Source organism: Rhizobium sp. Root1204 (genome assembly GCF_001424965.1).
Taxonomy (GTDB): domain Bacteria; phylum Pseudomonadota; class Alphaproteobacteria; order Rhizobiales; family Rhizobiaceae; genus Pararhizobium.
Genome location: NZ_LMCZ01000005.1, coordinates 116,912 through 139,582, shown reverse-complemented (window position 1 = coordinate 139,582; position 22,671 = coordinate 116,912). Strand labels below are relative to the sequence as shown.

General features: G+C 60.3%; 22 protein-coding genes and 1 pseudogene. 19 read left to right on the top strand and 4 right to left on the bottom strand.

From position 1 onward, the window contains the following. Window positions 1-441: 441 nt before the first annotated feature. The 7 genes from ASC96_RS07150 to ASC96_RS07125 all read left to right on the top strand — a co-directional run bounded on the left by ASC96_RS07150 (window position 442) and on the right by ASC96_RS07125 (window position 5,444). Window positions 442-1,794: a glutamine synthetase family protein gene (locus tag ASC96_RS07150; protein ID WP_060502353.1), complete on the top strand. Its 1,353-nt coding sequence runs from the start codon at window positions 442-444 to the stop codon at window positions 1,792-1,794. A 336-nt stretch (window positions 1,795-2,130) separates the two neighbouring features. Beyond that, the gene (locus tag ASC96_RS07145; protein WP_060502352.1) at window positions 2,131-2,442 is read left to right on the top strand and encodes a hypothetical protein; all 312 of its coding nucleotides are present in this window, start codon (window positions 2,131-2,133) and stop codon (window positions 2,440-2,442) included. A 9-nt stretch (window positions 2,443-2,451) separates the two neighbouring features. Next, window positions 2,452-2,835, top strand: coding sequence for a hypothetical protein (locus tag ASC96_RS07140; protein ID WP_060502351.1), 384 nt, complete (start codon window positions 2,452-2,454; stop codon window positions 2,833-2,835). Window positions 2,836-2,845: 10 nt separating this feature from the next. Then, a complete protein-coding gene (locus tag ASC96_RS32510) occupies window positions 2,846-3,013 on the top strand; it encodes a hypothetical protein (protein ID WP_162246331.1) in 168 nt (55 codons plus the stop codon). 10 nt (window positions 3,014-3,023) lie between these two features. After that, window positions 3,024-4,421: an amino acid permease gene (locus tag ASC96_RS07135; RefSeq protein WP_060502350.1), complete on the top strand. Its 1,398-nt coding sequence runs from the start codon at window positions 3,024-3,026 to the stop codon at window positions 4,419-4,421. A gap of 60 nt (window positions 4,422-4,481) precedes the next feature. Continuing rightward, a complete protein-coding gene (locus tag ASC96_RS07130) occupies window positions 4,482-5,177 on the top strand; it encodes a hypothetical protein (RefSeq protein ID WP_112834654.1) in 696 nt (231 codons plus the stop codon). A gap of 9 nt (window positions 5,178-5,186) precedes the next feature. Then, entirely contained in the window at window positions 5,187-5,444 is a 258-nt protein-coding gene (locus ASC96_RS07125) for a hypothetical protein (RefSeq protein ID WP_060502349.1), read from the top strand. Here ASC96_RS07125 and ASC96_RS07120 read toward each other — a convergent pair whose 3' ends face one another. Next, complete coding sequence (locus tag ASC96_RS07120; protein WP_060502348.1) at window positions 5,445-6,497, bottom strand: LacI family DNA-binding transcriptional regulator; 1,053 nt, start codon at window positions 6,495-6,497, stop codon at window positions 5,445-5,447. Window positions 6,498-6,612: 115 nt separating this feature from the next. On the opposite strand from ASC96_RS07120, the gene ASC96_RS07115 reads away from it, so the two are divergent. The 11 genes from ASC96_RS07115 to ASC96_RS07065 all read left to right on the top strand — a co-directional run bounded on the left by ASC96_RS07115 (window position 6,613) and on the right by ASC96_RS07065 (window position 18,783). After that, complete coding sequence (locus ASC96_RS07115) at window positions 6,613-7,713, top strand: glycoside hydrolase family 88 protein (protein ID WP_060502347.1); 1,101 nt, start codon at window positions 6,613-6,615, stop codon at window positions 7,711-7,713. Next, on the top strand, window positions 7,710-8,546 hold the full coding sequence (kduI, locus tag ASC96_RS07110) for a 5-dehydro-4-deoxy-D-glucuronate isomerase (RefSeq protein WP_060502346.1): 837 nt from the start codon (window positions 7,710-7,712) through the stop codon (window positions 8,544-8,546). The genes ASC96_RS07115 and kduI overlap by 4 nt, the downstream gene beginning before the upstream one ends. 17 nt (window positions 8,547-8,563) lie before the next feature. Beyond that, on the top strand, window positions 8,564-11,026 hold the full coding sequence (locus tag ASC96_RS07105) for a hypothetical protein (protein WP_244481925.1): 2,463 nt from the start codon (window positions 8,564-8,566) through the stop codon (window positions 11,024-11,026). An 81-nt stretch (window positions 11,027-11,107) separates the two neighbouring features. Beyond that, window positions 11,108-12,382, top strand: a complete 1,275-nt coding sequence (locus tag ASC96_RS07100) for an ABC transporter substrate-binding protein (protein WP_060502344.1) — start codon at window positions 11,108-11,110, stop codon at window positions 12,380-12,382. A gap of 111 nt (window positions 12,383-12,493) precedes the next feature. Further along, window positions 12,494-13,534, top strand: a complete 1,041-nt coding sequence (locus tag ASC96_RS07095; RefSeq protein WP_060502343.1) for a sugar ABC transporter permease — start codon at window positions 12,494-12,496, stop codon at window positions 13,532-13,534. Then, on the top strand, window positions 13,531-14,583 hold the full coding sequence (locus ASC96_RS07090; protein ID WP_060502342.1) for a carbohydrate ABC transporter permease: 1,053 nt from the start codon (window positions 13,531-13,533) through the stop codon (window positions 14,581-14,583). The genes ASC96_RS07095 and ASC96_RS07090 overlap by 4 nt, the downstream gene beginning before the upstream one ends. 9 nt (window positions 14,584-14,592) lie before the next feature. After that, window positions 14,593-15,678: a sn-glycerol-3-phosphate ABC transporter ATP-binding protein UgpC gene (gene ugpC / locus ASC96_RS07085; protein ID WP_060502341.1), complete on the top strand. Its 1,086-nt coding sequence runs from the start codon at window positions 14,593-14,595 to the stop codon at window positions 15,676-15,678. Beyond that, a complete protein-coding gene (gene kduD, locus ASC96_RS07080) occupies window positions 15,662-16,420 on the top strand; it encodes a 2-dehydro-3-deoxy-D-gluconate 5-dehydrogenase KduD (RefSeq protein WP_060502340.1) in 759 nt (252 codons plus the stop codon). The genes ugpC and kduD overlap by 17 nt, the downstream gene beginning before the upstream one ends. 14 nt (window positions 16,421-16,434) lie before the next feature. After that, window positions 16,435-17,328, top strand: coding sequence for a dienelactone hydrolase family protein (locus tag ASC96_RS07075; protein WP_060502443.1), 894 nt, complete (start codon window positions 16,435-16,437; stop codon window positions 17,326-17,328). A gap of 242 nt (window positions 17,329-17,570) precedes the next feature. After that, entirely contained in the window at window positions 17,571-18,236 is a 666-nt protein-coding gene (locus tag ASC96_RS07070; RefSeq protein WP_060502339.1) for a L,D-transpeptidase, read from the top strand. A 10-nt stretch (window positions 18,237-18,246) separates the two neighbouring features. Next, window positions 18,247-18,783, top strand: coding sequence for an OmpA family protein (locus tag ASC96_RS07065; RefSeq protein ID WP_060502338.1), 537 nt, complete (start codon window positions 18,247-18,249; stop codon window positions 18,781-18,783). Between the two features lie 286 nt (window positions 18,784-19,069). Here ASC96_RS07065 and ASC96_RS31570 read toward each other — a convergent pair. Both ASC96_RS31570 and ASC96_RS33730 read right to left on the bottom strand, forming a co-directional pair. Next, window positions 19,070-20,206 (bottom strand): annotated as a pseudogene (locus ASC96_RS31570) (MFS transporter); the annotation flags it as partial. A 108-nt stretch (window positions 20,207-20,314) separates the two neighbouring features. Beyond that, window positions 20,315-20,569: a DUF1127 domain-containing protein gene (locus tag ASC96_RS33730; protein ID WP_244481917.1), complete on the bottom strand. Its 255-nt coding sequence runs from the start codon at window positions 20,567-20,569 to the stop codon at window positions 20,315-20,317. 135 nt (window positions 20,570-20,704) lie between these two features. Here ASC96_RS33730 and ASC96_RS07050 point away from each other — a divergent pair, with 135 nt between their 5' ends. Beyond that, the gene (locus ASC96_RS07050) at window positions 20,705-22,213 is read left to right on the top strand and encodes a winged helix-turn-helix domain-containing tetratricopeptide repeat protein (protein ID WP_060502336.1); all 1,509 of its coding nucleotides are present in this window, start codon (window positions 20,705-20,707) and stop codon (window positions 22,211-22,213) included. A 41-nt stretch (window positions 22,214-22,254) separates the two neighbouring features. On the opposite strand, the gene ASC96_RS07045 is transcribed toward ASC96_RS07050, so the two are convergent. Further along, complete coding sequence (locus ASC96_RS07045) at window positions 22,255-22,647, bottom strand: GFA family protein (RefSeq protein WP_060502335.1); 393 nt, start codon at window positions 22,645-22,647, stop codon at window positions 22,255-22,257. Window positions 22,648-22,671: the final 24 nt, after the last annotated feature.

The following is a 22,671-nucleotide window of genomic DNA, read 5'->3' as shown; positions in this document are numbered from 1 at the left end:
ATCGTTCAGGATAAGTGCCGGTTTTCGAAAGTTTACATTCTTGCCGAAGGTAGATCACGATACGCGGCATCATGCCGTCGCATTGAGCCAAGCTTGGCCCGAAGTCAAGCCGCAAGCGCTGTCCCATGGCGGCAACTCTTCAGGCGGGGCGGTATCTTGGTGAGGATGACAAGGACAAGCACTATCCCTTTGCTGCGGCCACAACCTGATGCTATTTCGATGGAATATGGCAAATGAGGAAACCGGTGATGGCGTTCAGGATGAAGGAACCCAAGACTGCGCAAAAGGCTCGCACTCCTACGGAGCGCATTGGCGGGAGCCTTGTGACCTCCACGGTCCGTTCCTTGGAAGGCTGCGTTGGCCAGCGACACTTAACCGTTTAAATTATGCTGCCAGCCATCCGATCCCACTACCAAGGCCTAGCCCTTTACGGAGTACATCATGTCGAATGAAATGCAGGGTTTACCGGTTGGACAAGACGCTGGGCGTGGCGCCTACGTATTGGCTGCCACCTGTGATCTCAACGGTTGCTTTCGCGGCAAGCGTGTTGAGGCGGCATCGCTCGACAAGATTTTGAAGGGCGGTATCCGTATGCCGATGTCCTCCATCGGTGTTGATATCTGGGGCACGGATGTCTTTGCAAATTCCCTGACGCTGGATCAGGGCGATCTGGATGGCATTTGCGAACCGACGGAGCGCGGGCCGATCCCCTTGGCCTGGTCGGCAACGCAGGCGCAATTCGTGCCGATGTGGATGCGGATGGAAACCGGTGAGCCGTTTTTCGGCGATCCGCGCCGCACGCTGGCCGATATCCTTGACAGGTTTCAAGCGGTTCACCTGACCCCTGTCGTCGCGACGGAAGTCGAGTTCTATCTGATCGATCCCAAGTCACCGCGGGCCAAGCCGCTGACCCGGATGCCGGTCGGCCATGCGGATGCCAAGGATACGATCTATTCGCTGGAGGAACTGGCCGAGGTCGGGCCTTTCCTGGATGATGTCTATGCGATGGCTGCCGCATGCGGTGTCGCCGTCGATGCCGCGACCTCAGAGAGCGGGCCGAGCCAGTTCGAGTTCAACCTGATGCATGGTCCTGATGCTCTGAAGGTGGCCGACGATACAGTTTTCTTCAAGCAGATCGTTCGCAACATGGCGCGCAAGCACGGGTTTGCTGCGACCTTCATGGCCAAGCCCTACCCTGCCCATTCCGGCAGCGGCTTGCATGTGCATTTCAGCATCGTGGATGCGCAAGGCCGCAATGTCTTCGATAATGGCGGTCCCGAAGGCACGGTTCTGATGCGGCAGGCCGTGGCCGGACTGATTGACGCCATGCCCGATTGCACCGCTCTGTTTGCGCCCCACCTGAATTCGTTTCGCAGGCTCTGCCCGGATAGCCTGGCGCCCACCACGGCCGCCTGGGGTTACGAAAACCGCACGGCCGCCATCCGCATTCCTGGCGGCCCTTCTGTCGCCCGCCGCATCGAACACCGCGTCGCTGGCATCGACGCAAATCCTTATCTTGCCATCGCTGCCATTCTGGGGGCGGCGATCGACGGGATCACCCGGCACGCTGAGCCGCCTGCGCCAACGGCAGGCAATACCTACGCCAGCGATGCGCAGTCCCTTCCCGCAACATGGCCGGCTGCTCTCGATCTCTTCGAGCAGAGCGAGATCGTCAAACGGATTTTCCAACCGAAACTGATCGAGATGTTCTCCACCTGCAAACGCCAGGAACTTGCCGTGTTCAACCGCGATATTTCCGACCTGGAATATGCGAGCTACCTGCTTAGCGTCTGACGCGAAGCATGCCAGCAATTCAACGTCGCAACCAACGTCAAAGGATTGTCGTTGCGTTGTGGCGCGAGGGCATACGCCGATCGGTTCCTGCAAGTTGAACCGATCTGTCTGTGCGTTTTGTCATAGTTGAAACAGTCAATCCTAATTTTCTTAAGTGGACCACGACCGCCGGGCTCAGCAGCATGCGGCCGCTCATTATCGGCTTCTTTTTTGGTAAATGCGGCATTTTGGCGCATGGCTGTCTTGACCAATCGGATGCGGCGCAATATTCGTTGGAGGAAAATAATTTGCCTTTAAGGCAACATTGGACTTGAAGGCGTATTCTGGGAGGAACGCATGATAATCCACGAGGCAGGTGCCGACGCGCACCTTGCGACGCGCATCGACCGGATGCATTCCCGCGACAGGGCCGGCCTGATTGTCTTTATAACCGTGCTGTGGTGCACCATGGTGTTCGCACTGGTGACGATCTGGCCGTACATCTCCGTACCTGCCATCCGTATCATCCTGACGGCCGCCTGTGGTCTGGTCTTGGTGTTCAACACCGCTGCCATCGTGGCGATGCTCCGGCACTATCACGAGGACAAGCATTTCATCTACGGGCTCGACCTCAAGCATCTCGATGAGATGCGCCGGCGCCGGCGTTAGGAGGAGATTATGGCTTACAAACCGCCGAAGCAGAGTTTTGCCGGGCAGATTTTCGACGTCATTACCCTTCTGGTCCTGACCGTCGGTGCGCTCTATCTTCCACTTTATCTTGGCCTGGCAGGTGCGGCCAAAACACCCGCGCCTATCGCCAACCCGACATGGGAAGCCCTTGGACAGAACGCCACCGAGCAGCAGCAATGGGCAGCCCTAGGCGTCACTGATCCGGCCGCCGCCAACGATATCATCACCGCCCGTTTTGACTATTCGTTCAGCTGGATGGCCCTCGTGGTCATGGCAATCCTGGTGATCGGGTATTTCGTGCTGGTGGTGCGGTTGTCTGACAAGGAATATCGCGACGTCATTGCTGAACGCTTCGGCGTCAAGAAGAGATAGTGGGGCTCCAATGGATATCTGGACTATTCTGGAATATGCGGCATGGGCCCTTTCGGCGCTCTTTGCCCTTTTGATGCTGTCGGACATGATCCGCATCGATACGACCTATGACAATGAGCTGCTGACATCATCCCGCGAAGGTGAGATCGAGGCGGCAGCTGAACGTCACACGCTGTGAGGGCCTGGACATGGTAGACACCAAAACTGCTCCCGGTCAGCCTGAACGGCTGCAATTGCTGCGCGTCCTTGGTCCCGCCCATATCTGGGCACTCGGCGTCGGCATTGTTCTCGTCGGCGAATATATGGGATGGAATTTTGCCGTCGGCAAAGGCGGCATGATTGCCGGCCTGATCGCCTGCTGGGTGGCTGGCCTGCTTTACACCTGCGTGGCAATGATCGATTCCGAGGTGACATCGACGGTTGCCGCCGCCGGCGGCCAATATGCGCAGGCCAAGCACATCGTCGGGCCGTTGATGGCCTTCAATGTCGGGCTGTTTCTGGTCATGGCCTATACGATGCTGGAGGCTGCCAATGCCATCACTATCGGCTTCCTGCTCGATACGGTGGCCGGAATGCAGGGCCATAGCGGCCTGCATCAGCAGCCGTTCATCGTGCTTTGCATCATGTTTCTGGCATGGCTGAATTATCGCGGCGTTTTGGCAACGCTGACATTCAATCTCGTCATCACCGCCATCGCCTTCATGGCCATCATCGCCCTGTTCCTGTCGGTGCAGTTCGGCGTGTCGAGCGTTCCGCTCGATTTCTCGGCGGTGACGACCGATCCTATGCCTTATGGTTGGATCGGTATCCTGGCCTCGCTGCATTTCGGCCTCTGGTATTACCTCGGCATCGAAGGCACCTGCCAGGCTGCCGAGGAAGTGCGTTCACCTGCCCGCTCTCTTCCCTACGGCACCATGGCCGGCATCATGACGCTGCTGATCGCCGCGACCATGACCTGGTATGTCTGCTCCGGGCTTATTCCTTGGGAATATCTCGGCCAGGCCGGCACACCGCTGTTTGATGCGGCGCGTGTTACGGGCAATCGCGGGCTGATGGTTCTGCTCTTCATCGGCACGATGTTCTCGACGCTCGCTTCGGCAAACGGCTGCATCAACGATGCGTCACGCGCCTGGTTCTCGATGGGCCGCGACCGTTATCTGCCGATCTGGTTCGGTGCCGTGCATCCGGTTTATCGCACACCGTATCGCTCGATCATCTTCCTCGTGCCGATTGCCTTGATCTTCGCGCTCGGCGCGCCGCTCGACCAGGTCGTCACGTTCTCGATCCTGTCCGGGCTGCTGGGCTACACGTTCATGACCTTCAACATGGTGATGTTCCGCAAGAAATGGCCTCTCGATACGATCAAGCGCGGTTACGTCCACCCGATGCATCCGTTGCCGACGATCGTGCTTCTGATCTTGTGCGCCACCGCCTATGTCGCCGTCTTCCTCGGATACGGGACGCAGCTCATCGCGATGGTCAGTTTTTATATCATTGCATCGCTGTGGTTCCACTTCCGGCGCTACCGGTTCGTGCGTCGAGGCGACCAGTTCACCATGCCCTGGCCACGGCCGGAGGGGTATTGATCTGAACACAATCCGCAGCCTGATCAGTGGCTGCGGGTCCAGTATCCGGAGGGAACAGGGTTGACGATCTATTATCTGCTCTTCGCCTTTGCCCTTTTGGCTGTCGCCTGGTTCGTCCGCGCCGCCATCCGTGGACATCGGCAGGCCATGCAACAGCGCGGCCGGTTGCTCGACGAAGCCCATGGGCTGCTCACCGAACCGGGCATCAGCATTGCAGCGGATCAGTTTCCCATCGTCACCGGATGGATCGGCGATGGCCGCCATGTCAGGATCGAACTGATTGCCGATACGATGGTGACACGCCGCCTGCCACAACTCTGGCTGAAGGTGACGTTGTTTGAGCGTGCTGCACGGGACTGTCCGTCACTCGGCGCGCTCGCCCGTCCAACCGGTTCGGAATACTATTCGCTCGTTCACGGCTTTCCGGAATGGATGAGTCCGCCCCAGATGGGCATTTCCTTGCTGATGCGTGGTGACGGACGGGCGAACGCTGAGCAGGCGGCGCTGGCCGGGCGGCATTTCCAGCGCCTGTTTGCTGACCAAAAGGTCAAGGAGGCGGTGATTACCGCGAAGGCGGCCCGGCTCGTTTATCAGGCATCGCAAGGGGAGCGTGCGGCGCACATGTTTTTGCGGCAGGCACGGTTTTCGCTCGAGACGGTTCCGGCTGCAACGATCGCTCAGGCCATTGCGCTGACGGCAGGCCTGAGTACGATTTACGCTGAAGCAGACAGTGTGCCTGTCTTGCAAGTTGCTTGAAGGCTGCTCGTGTCGAAACCGATAAATCCCTATCTCGTTCTTCTTCTGTCGATCATCCTGCCGGGTGCCGGCCATGTCGCCGTCGGCGAAGCACGCCGCGGGCTGGCATTCGCGCTGTTCGTCCTGTTGTTTTCGTTCCTGACCTACATGACCACCACGCCGGAACAGTCCTTTATCGGGAGACACGCGGGCGGTCTGTTCATCTGGGCACTGTCGATCCCCGATGCCTATCGCCGGGCACGGATACGGTTTTCGGTTGGATCGTGACTACATTGGCCGCCGCTGTCCCGTCGATGCCCGCTCGACCAGATGACAGGCGAGTTCGACGCGGCGCGGCGGCATCGGCAGGCCCGAGAGGCTGTCGCGCAAAAGGTCGAGCGCGACCGAGCCGATCTCGCGCATCGGGATATGCATTGTCGTCAGCGGCGGGTTGAGGAAGGATGCCTGCGGCAGGTCGTCCATGCCCATGACGGAAACGTCGCCCGGCACCGAATAGCCCCGCTGCTGGACGCCCATCATCGCGCCGACGGCGAGACTGTCACCTGCGGCCAGAACGGCGGTAAAATCAAGCCCGCGCGCCGCGATCCGTGAGGCAATGGCCTGCGCTGCCAGTTCCGGCAGCCAGTCCTCGACCGGAACGACCAGATCCGTGTCTGCGGCAAGCCCGTGATGCAACAGCGCATCCTTCCAGCCCTCATAGCGCCGCTCAATGGTGCGTCGCCCCGGCCGCATCAGAAACAAGATGCGCTCATGACCAAGCCCGATCAGGTGATCGGCGGCCAGCCGCGCGCTGGACCGGTTGCAGGGCGTGACGCTGGAAAGCCGCATGAACGGATCGTCGCTGTTGAGCAGTACCACCGGTTTGTCGAAGCCGCGGGTCGCGGCCAGCATGCCCTCGTCATCGACCGTTAGAAACAAGAGGCCTGCAACCTGCGGATCGTCTTGCGCCTCCTTGAGAACCGCCAGTTCCTCGTTGCGGTCGGCAATTGGCCGTGTGACGATCTCGAGACCCAGTGCTTGTGCCCGTTCCTTCAGTCCTTCAAGCACGTAGAGCGTGAACTGGTTGCGGACATAATCGATCATCGCCGCACTCGACGCGGCCAGAATGACCTTCTGGCCCGCGACCGCTGTCGGGATGACGTAATTGGCAATCTTTGCCGCTTCGAGCACCTGCTGGCGGATTTCCGGCCGCACCCCTTTTTCGCCCGCAATCGCCCGCGACGCTGTGCTCAGTGAGACGCCGCACGCCTCGGCAATGTCCTCCAAGCGGACCCGCCTGCTCTTCTTTCCGCGTTTGCCCGCGATGGGTTTGACAGCCATATCGATCTCCGTTGCATCAACATGAGAAAAATTTTCAGATTGCGCAACAAAATTCGACGTGCATTTATTTCGCCAACGAGCCGCCCTGAAGAGCGGCACATGTGGAGGAGCATTCATGGGTCCAGATGGCCGCGATATCAGCAATGGTCTCGATCGCCTTGTCGCCGGAACAACCGGCCTCAAGCATGACGGCCGTTTCCATGAGCCCAATCTCGATGGCACTGCCGGCGACTATATCAGCTTCGACAGCTGGGAATGGCCGCAGGGCGTCGGCCTCTATGGCCTGATCAAGCTCTGGCTTTTCACCGGCCGCGACGATCTGCGCCAGCTTGTCGAACAATGGTATGCGCAACGCATCGAAGCAGGCCTGCCGCAGCTCAACGTCAACACTACCGCGCCAATGCTCGGCCTGTCAGTCCTCTGGGCAAAAACCCGTGATCCACGTTGGCAGCCGGTTCTCGATGAATGGGCAAACCGGGTGCTGGCGGAGCTTGGCCGCACGCCGGAAGGCGGCTTCGAGCATCATGTCTCCGACAAGGTCAATCACGACGAGCTTTGGGATGACACGCTCTATATGGTCGCCCTGTTCCTCGCATCCTATGGTCAGGCCAGCGGTCGCCGTGAACTGGTCGATGAAGCCTCGCGTCAGTTTCTCGTTCACACCCGTTATCTTGCCGACACGCACACCGGTCTCTGGTTCCATGGCTGGACATTCGATGGCCGCCACAACTTCGCCGAAGCGCGCTGGGCACGCGGCAATGCCTGGATCACGGCAGGCCTGCTCGATCTCTTTGATCTCGCCGAGCTTGCCAAGCCCGTGAAGGATTTCCTGCAAGGTGTTCTGGTCGCGCAGGTCGATGCGCTCTTGTCGCTGCAGGCTCCATCCGGCGCATGGCGCACGCTGCTCGACGATGCCACCTCCTACGAAGAAATTTCCGCCACCGCCGGGATCGGTTACGGCCTGCTGAAGGGCTACCGCCTCGGCCTCGGCCCGCCGGCTTGGCGTGAAGCTGGCCTCAAGGCCTTACAGGTAGTCATGGATAACATCGACGAGACCGGCACTGTCGGAAACGTTTCCTATGGCACCCGCATGGGCCATGACCTCCAGTTCTACAAGGACATCCCCATTCAACCGACCGGCTATGGCCAGGCACTTGCCATCCTGTGCCTTTCCGAAGGCTTACAGCACGTCGGCCAAGAAGGACAAGCAGCATGACGATGAAGATTTTGTATGGAGCAGCCCCGGAAGACGTCAAAGGTTATGACACGGAAAAGCTCCGCAGCGCTTTCCTGATGACCGACCTGTTCGTGCCGGACGCAGCAAGTTTCACCTATACGCATGTCGACCGCCTGCTTCTCGGTGGCGCGATGCCGGTTTCCAAAAGCGTGACGTTCGGCTCTGGCGACGAAATCGGCACACCCTATCTCCTGTCGGCGCGTGAAATGGGCATCGCCAATCTGGGCGGCACCGGCACTATCACTGTCGATGGGCAATCCTTTACGCTGGAAAACCGCGACGTGCTCTATCTCGGCCGCGGTGCCCGCGAGATCGTCATGACGAGCCTTTCGGGAAAGACCCCGGCCCGTTTCTACATGAACTCGGTCCCAGCCGGCGCCGACATTCCACACAAGCTGATCAGGAAATCGGAATCGAAGGCCGTCGATCTGGGCGACGGCCGCCGGTCGAACAAGCGCCGCCTCGCCATGTATATTCACCCGGAAGTCACGCCGTCCTGCCTGCTGTTGATGGGCATTACCGATCTGGCCGAAGGCAGCGTCTGGAACACCATGCCGCCGCACCTGCATGAGCGCCGCATGGAAGCCTACTGCTATTTCGACATGGCGGCGGAAGATCGCATCATCCATCTGATGGGCCGCCCTGAAGAGACCCGCCATCTGATCGTCGCCAACGGTGACGCCGTCTTGTCACCCGCCTGGTCTATCCATATGGGCGCCGGCACCGGCCCCTATGCCTTCGTCTGGGGCATGACCGGAGAAAACCAGGAATATAACGACGTGGCCCCGGTAGCCCTGGCAGAGCTGAAATGACCCCGATGAGATCCCTGATGAACCGCAAACTGAACGCTGGCGATGCCATCCGCTACTGGCAGCTCGGAACGATTGCCGAAGAGCGTTTCGACGTGCCGGATGCGCCGATGAAGGGCGAGATGGACCCGTTCTTCTTTCTCACCAAGCATAAGAACTTCATTCCGCATGAATATCCTTGCCGCACGATCTTTGCCGAAACCTATCGTGGCAAACGTCCCGATGTCCGTGGCGCTTTCGAAGCCGCCCGCTGGTGGCTGCCTTTCGGTTCCCCACGGCTCGACCTCTCCGGCTTCTGGTTCCGCCCGACCCGGCTTGCCATTTTTGCCCGCACATTCATTGCGGCTGAGAAAGCCGGAACCGCCAAGGTTCGCCTCGGCACTTGCGGCGGCGCGGTCCTTTGGCTGAACGGCGAGGAAGCTGGTTGGATGGCTCCCTATAGCCGCAATCTCGAGGCAAAGGCCGAGTTCGAATTGCTGCTGCAGGAAGGCCTGAACGAGGTCACGATCTTCTTCGATGATCTCGCTGAACGCGACGCCCGCTATTTCTTCCAGCTTGACTATCTCAATGGCCCGGCGGCGAGCGTCGCCGTTCCTGTGCCGGTCGAAGGCAAGGTGGCTGAGACAATCGAGGCCGCCCTCGACAGCATGCATTTTGAGCGCACGGCTTATTTCGAAGGCGATATCACCCTGCTGCTTGCCGAGCCTCTGCCCGTGGATGTCGATGTCAATGTTGCGGTCGAAGGCGACTTCATGTCGACCGAACGCTTCGACTACGATTTCACCCTCAAGGCGGGTGCTGCCCGTCTGGTGATCGGTCCTTCCGAAAATGCCCCTGCCGATTTCCGTCACTTCCGCATCACGCTGAAAGCCGGCAGCTTCGTTGCATCGCGCTCGCTCGGTATCGAAATCTGCCACACCGCCCGGCAGGGCACTGCACCGGCGGCGCTTGCCGAACGCATCACGGAGACGCTCACCGAAGTCTCGGAATTCTCCGAACGTGACACCGTTCGAGCATTTGCACGGCTCGCCAGTGGCCGCTCCGGCGCCGATACCGATGCGATGATCGAGGAAATTCTGCCGTCGATCGAGGATTGCCACGATTGCGCCGATTTCTCGCTCGTGCCGCTCCTGTGGTCGCGTACCGTCTGGGGCAAGGACATCGGCGACAAGACCCGCGCCCGCATCGATCGTGCCATCCTCGATTTCCGCTACTGGATGGACGAACCCGGCAACGATGTTCAGTGGTATTTCTCCGAAAACCACGCCCTGCTATTCCATACGTCCGCCTATCTCGCCGGACATCTGCTGGCCGGTGAAACCTTCGCCCGCTCCGGCCGCAAGGGGACCGAGCAAAGCGCCGTTGGTGCCGCCCGCGTGCGCGCCTGGCTCGATCATTTCGAGGCTTGGGAGATGGCGGAGTTCAACTCGGCGCCATATTTCCCGATTGATCTCAAGGGCCTGACGGCACTCGCCGCGCTGTCGCCCGATGCGGATATCGCCGAGCGCGCCAAGAAAGGGATCATCCGCCTGTGCGAAGTCATCGCCCGCTCCGCCCACCACGGCATGGTCACGGCAGCGCAGGGGCGCTCCTACGAACACACGCTTTGCGCCGGCCGCTCGCTGGAGCTTTCGGGAGTCGCCCGCCTGCTGTGGGGCGCCGGCTGGTATGGTCGGCGTGTCCATGCTCTGCCGCAGCTTGCGGTCTGCCTGCGCGATCACGGTTTGATCATTCCCGAAACACTCGCCGCCGTTGCCAGTCATCAAGCCGGCGAACATCAGGAATGGCGGTTCGCCCAGGGCCAGGACCGGTTTGCCGCGCTCTATCACTACAAGAGCCGCGATTTCGCCATGGGCTCTGCAGCCCACTACCGCTGGAATGAGTGGGGTTATCAGGAAACCGTCCTGCATCTGCGTCTCGGCAAGCGGCCGGAAGCAGCCGTCTGGATCAACCATCCCGGCGAGACCATTCAGTTCGGGTACGGCCGGCCGTCCTTCTGGGGTGGGTGCGGCACCCTCCCTCGCGCCCACCAGTACCGGGGGCTGGCCGTACTCGACTTTTTGACCTTCGAGGAACAACCCGATTTCACCCATGCCTGGTTCCCGGTCGCCGAGTTCGACGAAAGCAGCGTGAAAGGGCGGGTGGCTTTGGCCCGTAGCGGCGGCGGCGCGGTCATTCTGCTCGGCAGTACCGAGTTGCAGCCGGTGACGACAGGCCCATCAGCCAATGCGGAACTGCGCCAATATGGCCAGAACACCCGCTGGATCGTCCGTGTTTGCGAATCCTCGGATCTCGCTGGTGTCGAAAGCCGGTTCGCCTCGCTATCCGTTGCGGAGACGGCAGACGGCTCGCTCGTGGTCGAAGACCCCGATTATGGCACGGTCACTTTCCGCAAGGATGGATCGGTCGAGGCCGAAGACCGGACGATCGTTCCGAAGGATTTCACGGTCGCAGGCGAGGTTGCCATGTTGGCCGCACACTAAAGGCGAAGCGCCGGCAAGGAGAGCCGGCGCCCGTTCAAATGCGGGCGAGGAGAAGCCTGCACCCAGAGGAGGAGGAAGACAATGGCAACGACAAGGACAAAAACGATGCTCGCGGCATTCGCCGTCGGGCTTTTGACCTCCACGGCGGCATTGGCCGGGGATGTGCGCATCATGTGGTATTCCGACGGCGTCGAGGGCGAGGTCCTGAAAGACCTCATCGGCCGCTTCATGAAGGACAACCCGGATATCAAGGTCACCATCGACAATGTGTCCTACAGCGTTGTACGCGAACAACTGCCGGTGCAGCTCGAGGCTGGCGACGGCCCGGATATTGCCCGCGTTACCGCTCTGAAGGCGCTCAGCAAACACTGGCTGGATCTGCGGCCACTGGTTGCCGATGCCGCCTATTGGGATACGAATTTTGGCGATCAGGCCGACTGGATGCGTCCCGACGGCACCGATCAGATTTCCGGCTTCATGACGCAGATCACGCTGACCGGCGGCTTTGCCAACAAGACGCTGTTCGAACAGGCCGGCGTTGCCCTTCCCGGCAAGGATGCCACATGGGATGACTGGGCAAAAGCCTCCAAGCAGGTCGCCGAAAGTCAACAGATACCCTTCCCGATGGCGCTCGACCGCTCCGGGCATCGCTTGACCGCGCCTGAGCTCGCTTTCGGTGCCAATTATATCGGCGCAGACGGCAAGCCGGCACCGATCGATGAGGCCTCCAAAGCCTTCATCTCCAAGTTCATCGGCTGGATCGAAGACGGCACGATGAGCAAGGACGTCTGGGTATCGGCTGCGGGCTCGACGTATCGCGCCGGCGCCGACGACTTCATTAACGGTCAGGTTGCTTTCTACTATTCCGGCTCCTGGCAGGTGCCGAACTTCTCCACCAAGATCGGTTCGAACTTCGATTGGGTTGCGACCGGCAGCCCCTGCGGCCCGGCAAACTGCACCGGCATGCCGGGTGGTGCCGGTCTGGTAGCGATCAAGTACACCAAAAATCCAAAAGACGTCGCCAAGGTCATGGACTATCTGGCAAGTGAGCCGGTCGTGAAGGAGTTTTCCGAGCGCACCCTGTTCCTGCCGGCCCACAAGGGCGTGATCGAAAAGGGACTGGACTTCAAGACTGACGATGCACAGGCAAAAACGGCGCTTGGCATCTTCGTTACTGCATCGACGTCGTTGGCAGACCTCGCCCGCAAACTGCCCGGTTGGGCCTGGTCCGATACGATCTACGGCGCCCTCGTCACCCGAGTCAGTCAGGCAGCGGCTGGTGAAATGACCCTGGAGGAGGCCTATACCCGCATCGACGCGGATATTGCCGCCAAGGTCAAGGACTCGGCTCTCTAAACAGCGAAACGCGGGCGGCGGCGGGCTATCCCCGTTCAGCCGCCCGTTTCGTATCGCCGGTGATGGCCGGACGTCACCGCCGTTCATCCGGCAAGGGGAAAGTGATCAACGATGGCAGACATAACCCGCCAGACCAGCGAGAGCCGGACAAGCCAGAGCCTGGGCGAAGCCGCCATGATGCCGGTACGCCTTGCCATGGGCGTCATTGATGCCCCTTTGCGCTGGGTTCAGAAGACGTTTGGCCTTGGCGGGATGGCGGCATTCTTCCTGCTGCCCAACATGCTGATCTTCGGCATCTTCGTGCTTCTACCGTTCTTCATCAATTTCGCCTATTCCATGACCGGCGGCTCGGCGCTTTTCCTGTCGGATCGCACCTTCGTCGGGGCCGATCAGTATACGCGGCTGTTCGACTGCTCGAACTATCTGGCCCCCAATACATGTGCTGAAGATACGTTCTGGACGGCGGTCGGCAATACCGGCTGGTTTGTCATCCTCCAGGTCACGTTGATGATCGCCGTGTCGCTGATCACCGCCCTGATCCTCAACCGCAACCTGATGGCCCGCAGTTTTTGGCGCGCCGTGTTTTTCTTTCCGGTGCTGTTGTCACCCGTGGTCGTGGGCCTGATCTGGAAATGGATCCTGCAGCGCCAGGGCCTCCTCAATTTCGGTCTCTACGGTTTCGGTTTCGACCCGCATGTCTGGCTCAACGACCGCAATTGGGCCTTCGCCGCCACCGTCGGCGTTTCGATTTGGGCGCATATGGGCTTCTACACGCTGATCATTCTCGCGGGCCTGCAGGCCATCCCGAAGGATCTGTACGAGGCTGCCGAGATGGACGGAACGCGAGCGATGCGCGTCTTTAGCCGCATCACCCTGCCTCTCCTAATGCCGAACCTGCTCGTTGTCATCGTGCTGGTGCTGATCCGCGCTGTACAGATCTTCGATGAAGTCTATGTGCTGACCGGCGGTGGGCCTGGCACCAGCACGCTGTTTGTCACGCAGTACATCTACGAGACCGGCTTTGCCGCCCAGTTGCGCAATCCCGGCCTTGCGGCTGCTGCCTCGATCCTGATGGGACTGGTGCTCGTTGTCCTCACACTCATGCAACTCGGCCTCAGCCGTTCCCGCGACAAGAAGGGAGCTCGCAAATGAGCCGCGTTACCGAATTCCTGTTTCGCCGCAAGGGTGGCAAAGGCTGGCACTGGACGGATATCGTCACTTGGGTCTGGCTGGTCGTGGGTCTGTTCGTGATGTTCGGCCCGGCCGTCTGGCTGACCGCATCATCCTTTAAGTCACCGGCGGCCCTTGCTGAATTCCCGCCGACAATCCTGCCTTATGTCACCCAGAAAGTGACGGTCGAAGGCTATGACAAACCGCTCGATCTCTACACAGCGACGTTGGAAGACGGCAGCACCGCGACACTCGCTGAAGTGCGCCGCATCGGCACCGTCAGCCAGATGGTCGATCCCAAGAAGCCGACGGAGATCGTCAAGGTCAACATCGCCAAGCGCGCGCCGGTCCGGGAGATGTCGTTCGCGACCGAAAACTACACCGAGCCCTTCACCCATTTCGATTTCGTCCGCTACCTCTGGAACTCCGTCTTTGTCACGGTGACGGCAACGCTGATCACCCTGGTGGTCAATTCCATGGCCGCGTTTGCGCTCAGCAAATACGAGTTCCGCGGCCGGACATTCGCGATGCTTCTGATCCTCGCGACACTGATGGTGCCGCTGTCGGTCATCATGGTTCCGCTCTATTCGATCGTCTCGGCGCTCGGCCTGTTCAACAACCTCTGGGGCGTGATCCTGCCGACGGTGGCGACACCGACCGGTGTGTTCATCCTGCGGCAGTATATGCTGACGATCCCCGACGAACTGCTCGACGCTGCTCGGATGGACAAGGCATCGGAATGGCAGATCTATTGGCGGATCATCCTGCCGTTGACCGCACCGGCGCTCGCCGTGCTTGCCATCTTCTCCGTCGTCTGGCGCTGGAACGATTTCCTCTGGCCGCTGATCGTGCTGTCGCGCAAGGAACTCTATACGCTGCAAGTGGGGCTGAGCATCTATTCCGGCGAACTCAATGTGCAGTGGCATTTCATCCTGGCGATGACCGTCGTGACCATGATCCCCGTGGTTCTGGTCTTCCTCTTCCTGCAGCGCTTCATCACCACCGGCATCGCCGGAACCGGCCTGAAATAAGGGTGCATCATGGGACACATCAAACTCACCAATATCACCAAGTCGTTCGGCGCGATCGACGTGCTCCATGGCATCAATCTGGAGATCGCTGATGGCGAACTCGTCGTCTTCGTCGGACCGTCCGGCTGCGGCAAGTCCACGCTGCTGCGAATGATTGCCGGCCTTGAGAAACCAACCGGAGGCGAGCTCGCCATTGACGGCAAGGTGGTCAACGCCATCCCCGCCGCCGATCGCGGCCTTGCCATGGTATTCCAGTCCTATGCGCTCTATCCGCATATGAGCGTGCGCCAGAACCTCGCCTTCGGTCTCGAAAATACCAAGATGCCGAAGGCGGAGATTGCCACGCGCATCGCCGAAGCGGCCCGCATGCTGGAAATCGAGCACTATCTCGACCGCCGCCCCGGTCAGCTCTCCGGCGGCCAGCGCCAGCGCGTCGCCATCGGCCGGGCGATCGTGCGCCGTCCCGTCGCCTTCCTGCTTGATGAGCCACTGTCCAACCTCGATGCCGAACTGCGCGGCTCGACCCGCGCCGAACTGGCGGCTTTGCATGCGCGGCTGTCGGCAACGATGATCTACGTCACCCACGATCAGGTCGAGGCGATGACTTTGGCTGACCGGATCGTCGTGCTGCGTGCCGGACGCATCGAACAGGTCGGCACGCCGATGGAACTCTATAACTCCCCGGCGAACCGCTTCGTCGCCGGCTTCATCGGCTCACCGCATATGAATTTCCTCGAAGGCTCGGTGGAACCCTCGTCTTCCGGCAAAGCCGTCGCCACCTTTGCAGGCGGCAACAGGCTGGAACTGCCGGTGGCCGCCAGCAGCCTTGCCAACGGCTCCGCCATCACGCTCGGCGTCCGACCACAGCATGTTTCGATTGGCAACGGCGGCGAAGGCATTGCGGCCAAGATCAAGCTGGTCGAAGCGCTCGGTTCCGAGACCATCGTCCACACCGATGTCGCCGGTCAGAAAATCCTGGTCGTGGCGCCAGGACAGCATAACCTGACACCGGGGGCGGATATCAATCTTTCGTTGTCTTCGGCCCCCCTCCATCTGTTCAACGAGAAGGGGTTGCGTCTTGAGCACGCTGTTTGATCTCTCCGGCACGGTGGCGCTGGTTACCGGCGCGCGAACGGGACTTGGCCAGGGCATGGCACTTGCGCTCGCACGTGCGGGCGCCGATATCGCCGCCCTCGGCTCCAGTCCGATGCCGGAAACGGCCGAAGCCATCCGGCAGACCGGCCGCCGGCTTCATGCGCTTGAAGTCGATCTCTCACAGAAATTCGACGCGAAAGATATTATCGCCTCGGTTGTCTCTGAACTCGGTGGCATCGATGTTCTCGTCAACAATGCCGGTATCATCCGCCGCGCCGATCTGCTCGATCATTCGGAAGAAGACTGGGACGACGTCCTCGACGTGAACCTGAAGTCGGCCTTCCTACTGTCGCAAGCCGTTGCCCGGCATATGGTCGAGACGAAACGGACTGGCCGCATCATCAATGTCGCCTCGATGCTGTCTTACCAGGGCGGCATCCGCGTGCCAGCCTACACAGCCTCCAAACACGGCATTGCCGGCCTGACGAAAGCCATGGCCAACGAGCTTGCCCCGCACGGCATCACCGTCAATGCCATAGCGCCCGGTTATATGGAAACGGACAATACCGAGGCCTTGCGCAACGACGCCAACCGTAACGCCCAGATCTCGGCCCGTATCCCGATGGGCCGCTGGGGTACACCGGACGATCTTGCCACATCCGTTCTATTCCTCGCCTCGCCGAGTTCCGGCTACGTCACCGGCATCACCGTTCCCGTCGATGGCGGCTGGCTCGTGCGCTAATGTGGGGATCGCAGATGCCTATCGCCATTGAACGGCTGAAGACCCTGCTTAGCGTAACGAAATCATCGCTGGATCTCGTGGCATCAACTGTCGTGGAGCATGACGATTACGCCGTCGAACGCCTGCGGTTTCGCCTGCCCGGCGGCGAAGAAATCCGTGGCTTCCTGACGAGACCACCCAGCAGCGCGAGACCCGGCCCAGCCGTCCTCTACGCCCATGCGCATGGCGCCCGCTATGATATCGGCGCCAGCGAACTGATCGATGGGCGGCCTGCCCTCCTTGATGCTCCCGGCCCAATCCTCGCCCGGGAAGGCTACGTCACGCTCTGCATCGACATGCCGACGTTCGGCGAACGCGCTCATGTCACCGAAAGCGCCGCAACCAAGGCGGCCCTCTGGCACGGCCGGACTCTGTTTGGTCAAATGCTCGGCGAGCAGGCCGCCGCTCTGAGCTGGCTTGCCGTACGCCCGGACGTTGACCCCACTCGTATCGGCATGACCGGCATTTCGATGGGCGCAACGCTCACCTATTTCCTGGCGGCCATCGACACACGCATTACGGCTGCCGCGCATCTCTGCTGCTACGCCGATTTTGCGACGCTGGTCGAGACCGGTGCACATGACTTGCATGGCCATTATCTTACCATCCCCGGACTTCTCGCAGAGACCTCGACCGGCGAGATCGCGGGCCTGATCGTCCCACGGCCGCAATTGATCTGTGCCGGGCTGGACGATCCGCTCACGCCACCACTCGCGATCAAGCGCGCTTTCATTCAGACGGTGGCCGCCTATGAAACAGCTGCTGCTACAAATGCCGTGACATTGTTGGAAGAGGCTGGCGTCGGACATCGGGAAACGTGGTCAATGCGGGGTGCAGTCCTCGGCTTCTTCAAGCGCCACCTCTCGTGATCACTCCGTTGAATAGCATCGGCTAAGGCAGCAACAGGCGATGTTCCCATTGTTGGTCCATCGGTACAGCCATCGACGGTTGATCCACCTCCCAAAACGCCCACGGTCGTGGCCTGTCAGCCGCCGAAGCGCACTGCGCAGAAGTTCGGCGAAAGATTCGATGCCGAAGAGTTTTCTGTTGTGGCAAATGAAAAATCTGATTTACTGCCATTTCGATAATTGGCTTTTGGGGGATATTGCCGATGGTGTCGACTCGCAGAGATATGTTGCTTGGCGGTCTGGCGTTACTTGGAGCCGGGACTGTCCCGAATCCGGTGTTTGCCGCAGCTGCTTCCTATTTTTCCGGTACGGCGGTCGATAACGGCGTCACGTTCCGGACGACCAATTTTGCCAAGATCGACAAGCAGTGGCGCCGCCAGGTCGTCAAGTATTTCAGTAGCGAGCCGATCGGCACAGTTGTTGTCGATACGAGACACCATTTTCTCTACGTGATCATGGAGAACAAGACGGCAATCCGGTACGGCGTCGGAGTCGGCCGTGATGGCTTCAAGTGGTTTGGCCGCGCCACGATTGACCAGAAATCCCTGTGGCCACGCTGGACGCCGCCAGCCGACATGCGCAAACGGCATCCAGAATTGCCTGAATTTGTTGATGGAGGCTCGCCGAAAAACCCGCTCGGCCCGCGGGCCATGTACCTCCACCGCGATGGTGTTGATACCGGTTACCGCTTTCACGGTACATTGGAGCCGGGCAGTATCGGCAAGGATGCCTCCAGCGGCTGCATCCGCATGTTCAACGAAGACGCGATCGACCTTTATCAGCGTTGCCCCATCGGCACGGCTGTGCAGGTTCTGCCGCATATTGCCGACCAGGCTCCCCAGGTCAGTGACGCCACCCCGGTCGAATAAGGAATCCCTGATGTCTGTTATGATCGGATACGCGCGGCACCTTTTGGCTGCGGCCACGCTCCTGGCGCTCGCCGCCTGCAACACCGCCGATATCGCCTCCGTCGAAGAGCCCGCGGCAGTGCCGATGACCGGCCAAACCAACGATCCGGCCCCCGGTTTCGAAACTGTCTCGGCCGGCAGTGAAGAGGATTTCATCCTCAATGTTGGCCGGCGGGTCTATTTTACGCAGGACTCTGCCGCGCTCGATTCCGTCGCCAAGGCAACCTTGGATAACCAGGCGGCTTGGCTCAACAGCAATCCGCGTTGGCTGGTCAAGCTTCAGGGATTTGCCGACGATTCCGGGTCAGGGTCCAAAATGGAGACGCTGTCGCAGAAGCGTGCCGAAGCGACGATGGCCTATCTCGCTTCGAAGGGTGTCGATCCAGGGCGCATGTGGGCCAAGGGCTATGGCAACGACCGTGAAGTTCGTGACTGCACGGATCGTTCGTGCAAGGTGCAGAACCGCCGCGTCGTCGCCAATCTGCGCACCCAGCGCGACGCAACCTAATCGCAAGAGAAGGTCTTAGCCGGAATCGACAGTTCTCTGGCGAATTGGTCCCAGCGATCGCCTCCGAGTGGATACGATACTCGATGTAGTCCGTTGCAAGCCGCGTTTCGCAACTGTCTGACCACCGTGCCCGCCGTGTCACCCGGGTGATACCCAGGTCCAGCAATTGTCCTTCGCTTAAATCATCGACTTCTCCGCGGACTGATAGGCTGCTTCCGCATGGTTTCCATCGAGCCGCCCAACCGCCTAACCTCTGGAGACGCTGTAAAAGACAGTTGGCCGTCGCGCGCTTTTCCGGCGGCTTGGAGGCTTCGGCCCGCCATTTTTCCATGGTCAGAAACGCTGCCAGTACGCCACACACCAGGCCTAGGGACAAGGGCAGTCCCTGGGGGCCGGCCGCCTGCATCGTGAGACCTGTCGCGGGTGATCCGACGATGCCGCCGACACCCCATACGAGCGCGAAAGCTGCGTTGCCGGCGATCAAGGCTTGGCCTGTGAAACGTTCGCTAAGCTGGATCAGCGAAAGGGTGTAGATCCCGAACGAAACTCCGCCCAGGCCGAAAACGAGCGGCCAGATAAGCCATGAACCGAAGGCTGCCGGCAGAGCGAGGCAGCCGACCAGTGACGCAAGAGCGCAGATCAACATGGTTCGCGCCGAGCCCACCTTGTCTGCCACGCGCCCGAGAAAAATCTGCAGCACGGCATTGCCTGTTATGAAGCAAGTGACGAGCGAAGCGATGTGCTTCTCGGTACCGCCAAGTGCTGCGCCATATACCGCCAAGAGGGAAAGCAGGGTCTGTTCGAAGGCGGCGGCCGTGAAAACCGCAAACAACAGAAGTGGCGCCAATGCGAAAAATCTGCGAACTGATGTTGTCGCGCCGCCATGAGATAGATCCGGCAGTCGTGGCACGACCGCAAGCAAGATCAGGCCGCACAAAATGAAGGCGACGATACCGATGATAAAGGGCGGCCAACCCTCGGTGCCAACCACGTGGAGCGACAGTGGGCCGATGGCAAAGCCGCTGGACACGATCGCCGAATAGAGGCCCATGATGCCGGCCCTGCGTGGCGGCGGTGTGATCGTCATCAGCCAGGTTTCGCTGATGACGTAAAGCGGGTTGGCGAAGAAGCCGAGCAGAAAGCGGAGCGGCATCCAGGCCCAGATGTCCTGTGTCCAGGCTATTGCTGCCAGGGTGCCTGCCGCAAAGACCGAGCACAGGATCGCAAACGGCGCTCCACCGATGCGGCGCACCAGCGCCGGGACGAACGGGGCGGATACAACGAAACCTAACGGTGTCATCGCCGCCGACAAGCCGATCAGGCCGGACGGCGTTCCCTGCCGTTCCAAGAGGAAGGAGAGTAGTGGGTAGGTCAGTCCTTGTGCCACGGCGAACACCGTAACGGTCGCGATGATGCCCGTCATCGGCGCCCATGGAACCTGATCCTTGCCCGCGAATACAGCGTTTCGCTGATGTTGGCGAACCTTTGCCGTATTGGGAAACTGGCGATCGGATGTCATTGCGGCATTTACCTATTGTTGCCAAAAGTGCTTGGCGATCTCCGCCTCGACCTGCCACCTTGTGAGGCCGATATCGTCCATCAGATGAGGATTGTCCCGAGATTTTTGCCGAAGCTCCCAGCGGAAGCGGTCCCGCCTGCGCCAAGTCAGGATGAGGCCTCGCAAGGTCCTTAGGCGGTTCCAGCGTGGCAGATCTTTTTGCCCTGTGGACGCATCTGCCCACGCCTCAAGATGCCGGGCTGATGTGATAGCGCAGGTATCATGCATGGCAAGCTCCATAGGTTTTGAGGCTCAAATGCCTCTGACTTGATGGAGACGGATTCTGCGGGATGCGATCAGCGCCGTAATTAAGCTCTTCCAAAACGTTCGCAAAAAGTTCCAAACGGATTATAGATTTGTCCTATGCAGGGATTGCGCTTTGCCTTTGGTCCATTCGTGCTTGATCCGGGTGCGGGAACGCTCCTCCGAAGCGGCGAACCCGTTGCCGTTGGCCATCGGGGGATTAAACTGCTTGCCGCGTTCGCCGGGCGGCCCGGCGAAATCCTAGCCAAGGGCGATTTGATGGACGCGGCATGGCCGGGTACGGCCGTCGAGGAAGGCAACCTCACCGTCCAGATCGCGCAGTTGCGCAAGCTGCTGGGGCCGCCGGTTGGAGGCGGTGAATGGATCGCAACGGTTCCCCGCATCGGTTACCGTTTCATAGGCCCCATCACACAGCTCAGCGATGCGAAACGGAAACCCTTGTCGCTGCCCGACAAGCCATCAATCGCCGTGCTGCCCTTCGTGAATGTCAGCAACGATCCAGAGCAGGGCGTGTTTGCGGATGGGTTGACCGAAGACCTGATTACCGACCTTTCCCGGACCTCCGGTCTGTTCGTCATCGCCCGCAATTCGGTTTTTTCCTACAAGGGCAAGCCGATGGATATGCGCGCGATTGTCGAGGAACTCGGCGTCCGCTACCTGCTCACGGGTAGCGCAAGACGCGCCGAAGGGCGCGTTCGCATCAACGTCCAGCTGGTCGATGCGCTGAGCGGCGATCATCTGTGGGCGGAACGCTTCGATCGTAGCCTGGACGATATCTTTGCCGTCCAGGACGAGGTGACCGCCAGGATTGTGCAGGCACTCCTTGGCCATCTGCGCGCACCCTTTCCGCGCAACCGGCCGAAAAATATGGAGGCCTACGATCTCTGTGTGCGGGCGCGCAAACTGATGGATGACACGCCACAGAGTGCCAGGGAAGCGCACCTGATGTTGACGCGCGCGGTCTCGCTTGATCCGGAATATGCCGAAGCCTATCGATGGCTTGCCATGAACCAGTGGATGGGATGGGTGCATTCCGGTGGCCCAACGGAGCCTGATCGCAGCGTTGCTCTGGCGTTCGCTCGCAAGGCTGTCGCGATCGATCCCAACGGGGCAGGTTGCCGCTGGATTCTAGCCTATCTGCTCGCCTATGAGCATCGCTTTTCCGAGGCGGAGGCGGAGTTTGCCAATGCGATCGAGCTTGACCCGAACGAGGCCGATACTTTTGCGGCCTTGTCCGACATTGCGGTCCTGGCCGGGCGAATAGAGGAGGGACTTGAGTCCATCGCCAAGGCTTTCCGGCTGAACCCTTATCCCGCAAGCTGGTACTACCTGACCCTCGGCCAGGCGCAATATGCGGCCCGTGACTACAAAGCCGCTGCCGAAACCCTGCGCAATGACCAGACCTATAGCACAAGCTCGCGCCGATTCCTGGCCGCAAGCCTTGCTCAGCTGGGCCGCCTCGACGAGGCGCATGTAGAGACCGAACTGTTTCTCGTCTCCAACCCTTATTTTAGTATTCGCCACTGGGCCGAGACGGAGCCATTCCGTGACGCGGCGGTGCTTGATCATTTCGTTGATGGGTTTCGCAGGGCAGGTCTTCCAGAGTGACCTAAAACGTCTCTGTCATCTCATAGTGGTCTTCACACTGACTACGGCTCAAAGCGGGTCGTGTCATCGCGATCGCGATCGTATCCCTTCACGAGCGGAAACGGCGGCAGCCAGGATTCGCGGCGAACTGTCCAGAGTTCGTAGGTCGGGATCAGTTGGCCGGGCGTGTCCAGAGAACCGAGGTTGACTTCGATTTCGTCTGCGCTGCGTGCAAAAACGGGAGAGCCGCAGCGGGGACAGAAAAACCGCCCGGCATAGTCGCGTGTTTCGCCGGAGATTGTTACCGCCTCCTGCGGGAATATCGCGGAGGCATGAAAAATGGCTCCGTGATGCTTGCGGCAGTCGAGGCAGTGACAAAGGCCGACTCGGTATGGGGAGCCTGACGCCACAATGCGGACATTCCCGCACAGGCAACCGCCGGTGAACCGGTCCATGCTGGATCTCCTTCAAAATCAACC

Excerpts from the sequence above, each read along its gene's own strand:
- ASC96_RS32510 (WP_162246331.1), top strand. The coding sequence starts at position 2,846 with ATGGATATCTGGACTATTCTGGAATATGCGGCATGGGCCCTTTCGGCG.
- ASC96_RS07095 (WP_060502343.1), top strand. The coding sequence starts at position 12,494 with ATGGCAGACATAACCCGCCAGACCAGCGAGAGCCGGACAAGCCAGAGC.
- kduI (WP_060502346.1), top strand. The coding sequence starts at position 7,710 with ATGACGATGAAGATTTTGTATGGAGCAGCCCCGGAAGACGTCAAAGGT.
- ASC96_RS07045 (WP_060502335.1), bottom strand. The coding sequence starts at position 22,647 with ATGGACCGGTTCACCGGCGGTTGCCTGTGCGGGAATGTCCGCATTGTG.
- ASC96_RS07065 (WP_060502338.1), top strand. The coding sequence starts at position 18,247 with ATGTCTGTTATGATCGGATACGCGCGGCACCTTTTGGCTGCGGCCACG.
- ASC96_RS07115 (WP_060502347.1), top strand. The coding sequence starts at position 6,613 with ATGGGTCCAGATGGCCGCGATATCAGCAATGGTCTCGATCGCCTTGTC.
- ASC96_RS07105 (WP_244481925.1), top strand. The coding sequence starts at position 8,564 with ATGAACCGCAAACTGAACGCTGGCGATGCCATCCGCTACTGGCAGCTC.
- ASC96_RS07100 (WP_060502344.1), top strand. The coding sequence starts at position 11,108 with ATGGCAACGACAAGGACAAAAACGATGCTCGCGGCATTCGCCGTCGGG.
- ASC96_RS07140 (WP_060502351.1), top strand. The coding sequence starts at position 2,452 with ATGGCTTACAAACCGCCGAAGCAGAGTTTTGCCGGGCAGATTTTCGAC.
- ASC96_RS07150 (WP_060502353.1), top strand. The coding sequence starts at position 442 with ATGTCGAATGAAATGCAGGGTTTACCGGTTGGACAAGACGCTGGGCGT.
- ASC96_RS07070 (WP_060502339.1), top strand. The coding sequence starts at position 17,571 with ATGGTGTCGACTCGCAGAGATATGTTGCTTGGCGGTCTGGCGTTACTT.
- ASC96_RS07090 (WP_060502342.1), top strand. The coding sequence starts at position 13,531 with ATGAGCCGCGTTACCGAATTCCTGTTTCGCCGCAAGGGTGGCAAAGGC.
- ASC96_RS33730 (WP_244481917.1), bottom strand. The coding sequence starts at position 20,569 with ATGCATGATACCTGCGCTATCACATCAGCCCGGCATCTTGAGGCGTGG.
- ASC96_RS07120 (WP_060502348.1), bottom strand. The coding sequence starts at position 6,497 with ATGGCTGTCAAACCCATCGCGGGCAAACGCGGAAAGAAGAGCAGGCGG.
- ugpC (WP_060502341.1), top strand. The coding sequence starts at position 14,593 with ATGGGACACATCAAACTCACCAATATCACCAAGTCGTTCGGCGCGATC.
- ASC96_RS07145 (WP_060502352.1), top strand. The coding sequence starts at position 2,131 with ATGATAATCCACGAGGCAGGTGCCGACGCGCACCTTGCGACGCGCATC.
- ASC96_RS07135 (WP_060502350.1), top strand. The coding sequence starts at position 3,024 with ATGGTAGACACCAAAACTGCTCCCGGTCAGCCTGAACGGCTGCAATTG.
- ASC96_RS07075 (WP_060502443.1), top strand. The coding sequence starts at position 16,435 with ATGCCTATCGCCATTGAACGGCTGAAGACCCTGCTTAGCGTAACGAAA.
- ASC96_RS07050 (WP_060502336.1), top strand. The coding sequence starts at position 20,705 with ATGCAGGGATTGCGCTTTGCCTTTGGTCCATTCGTGCTTGATCCGGGT.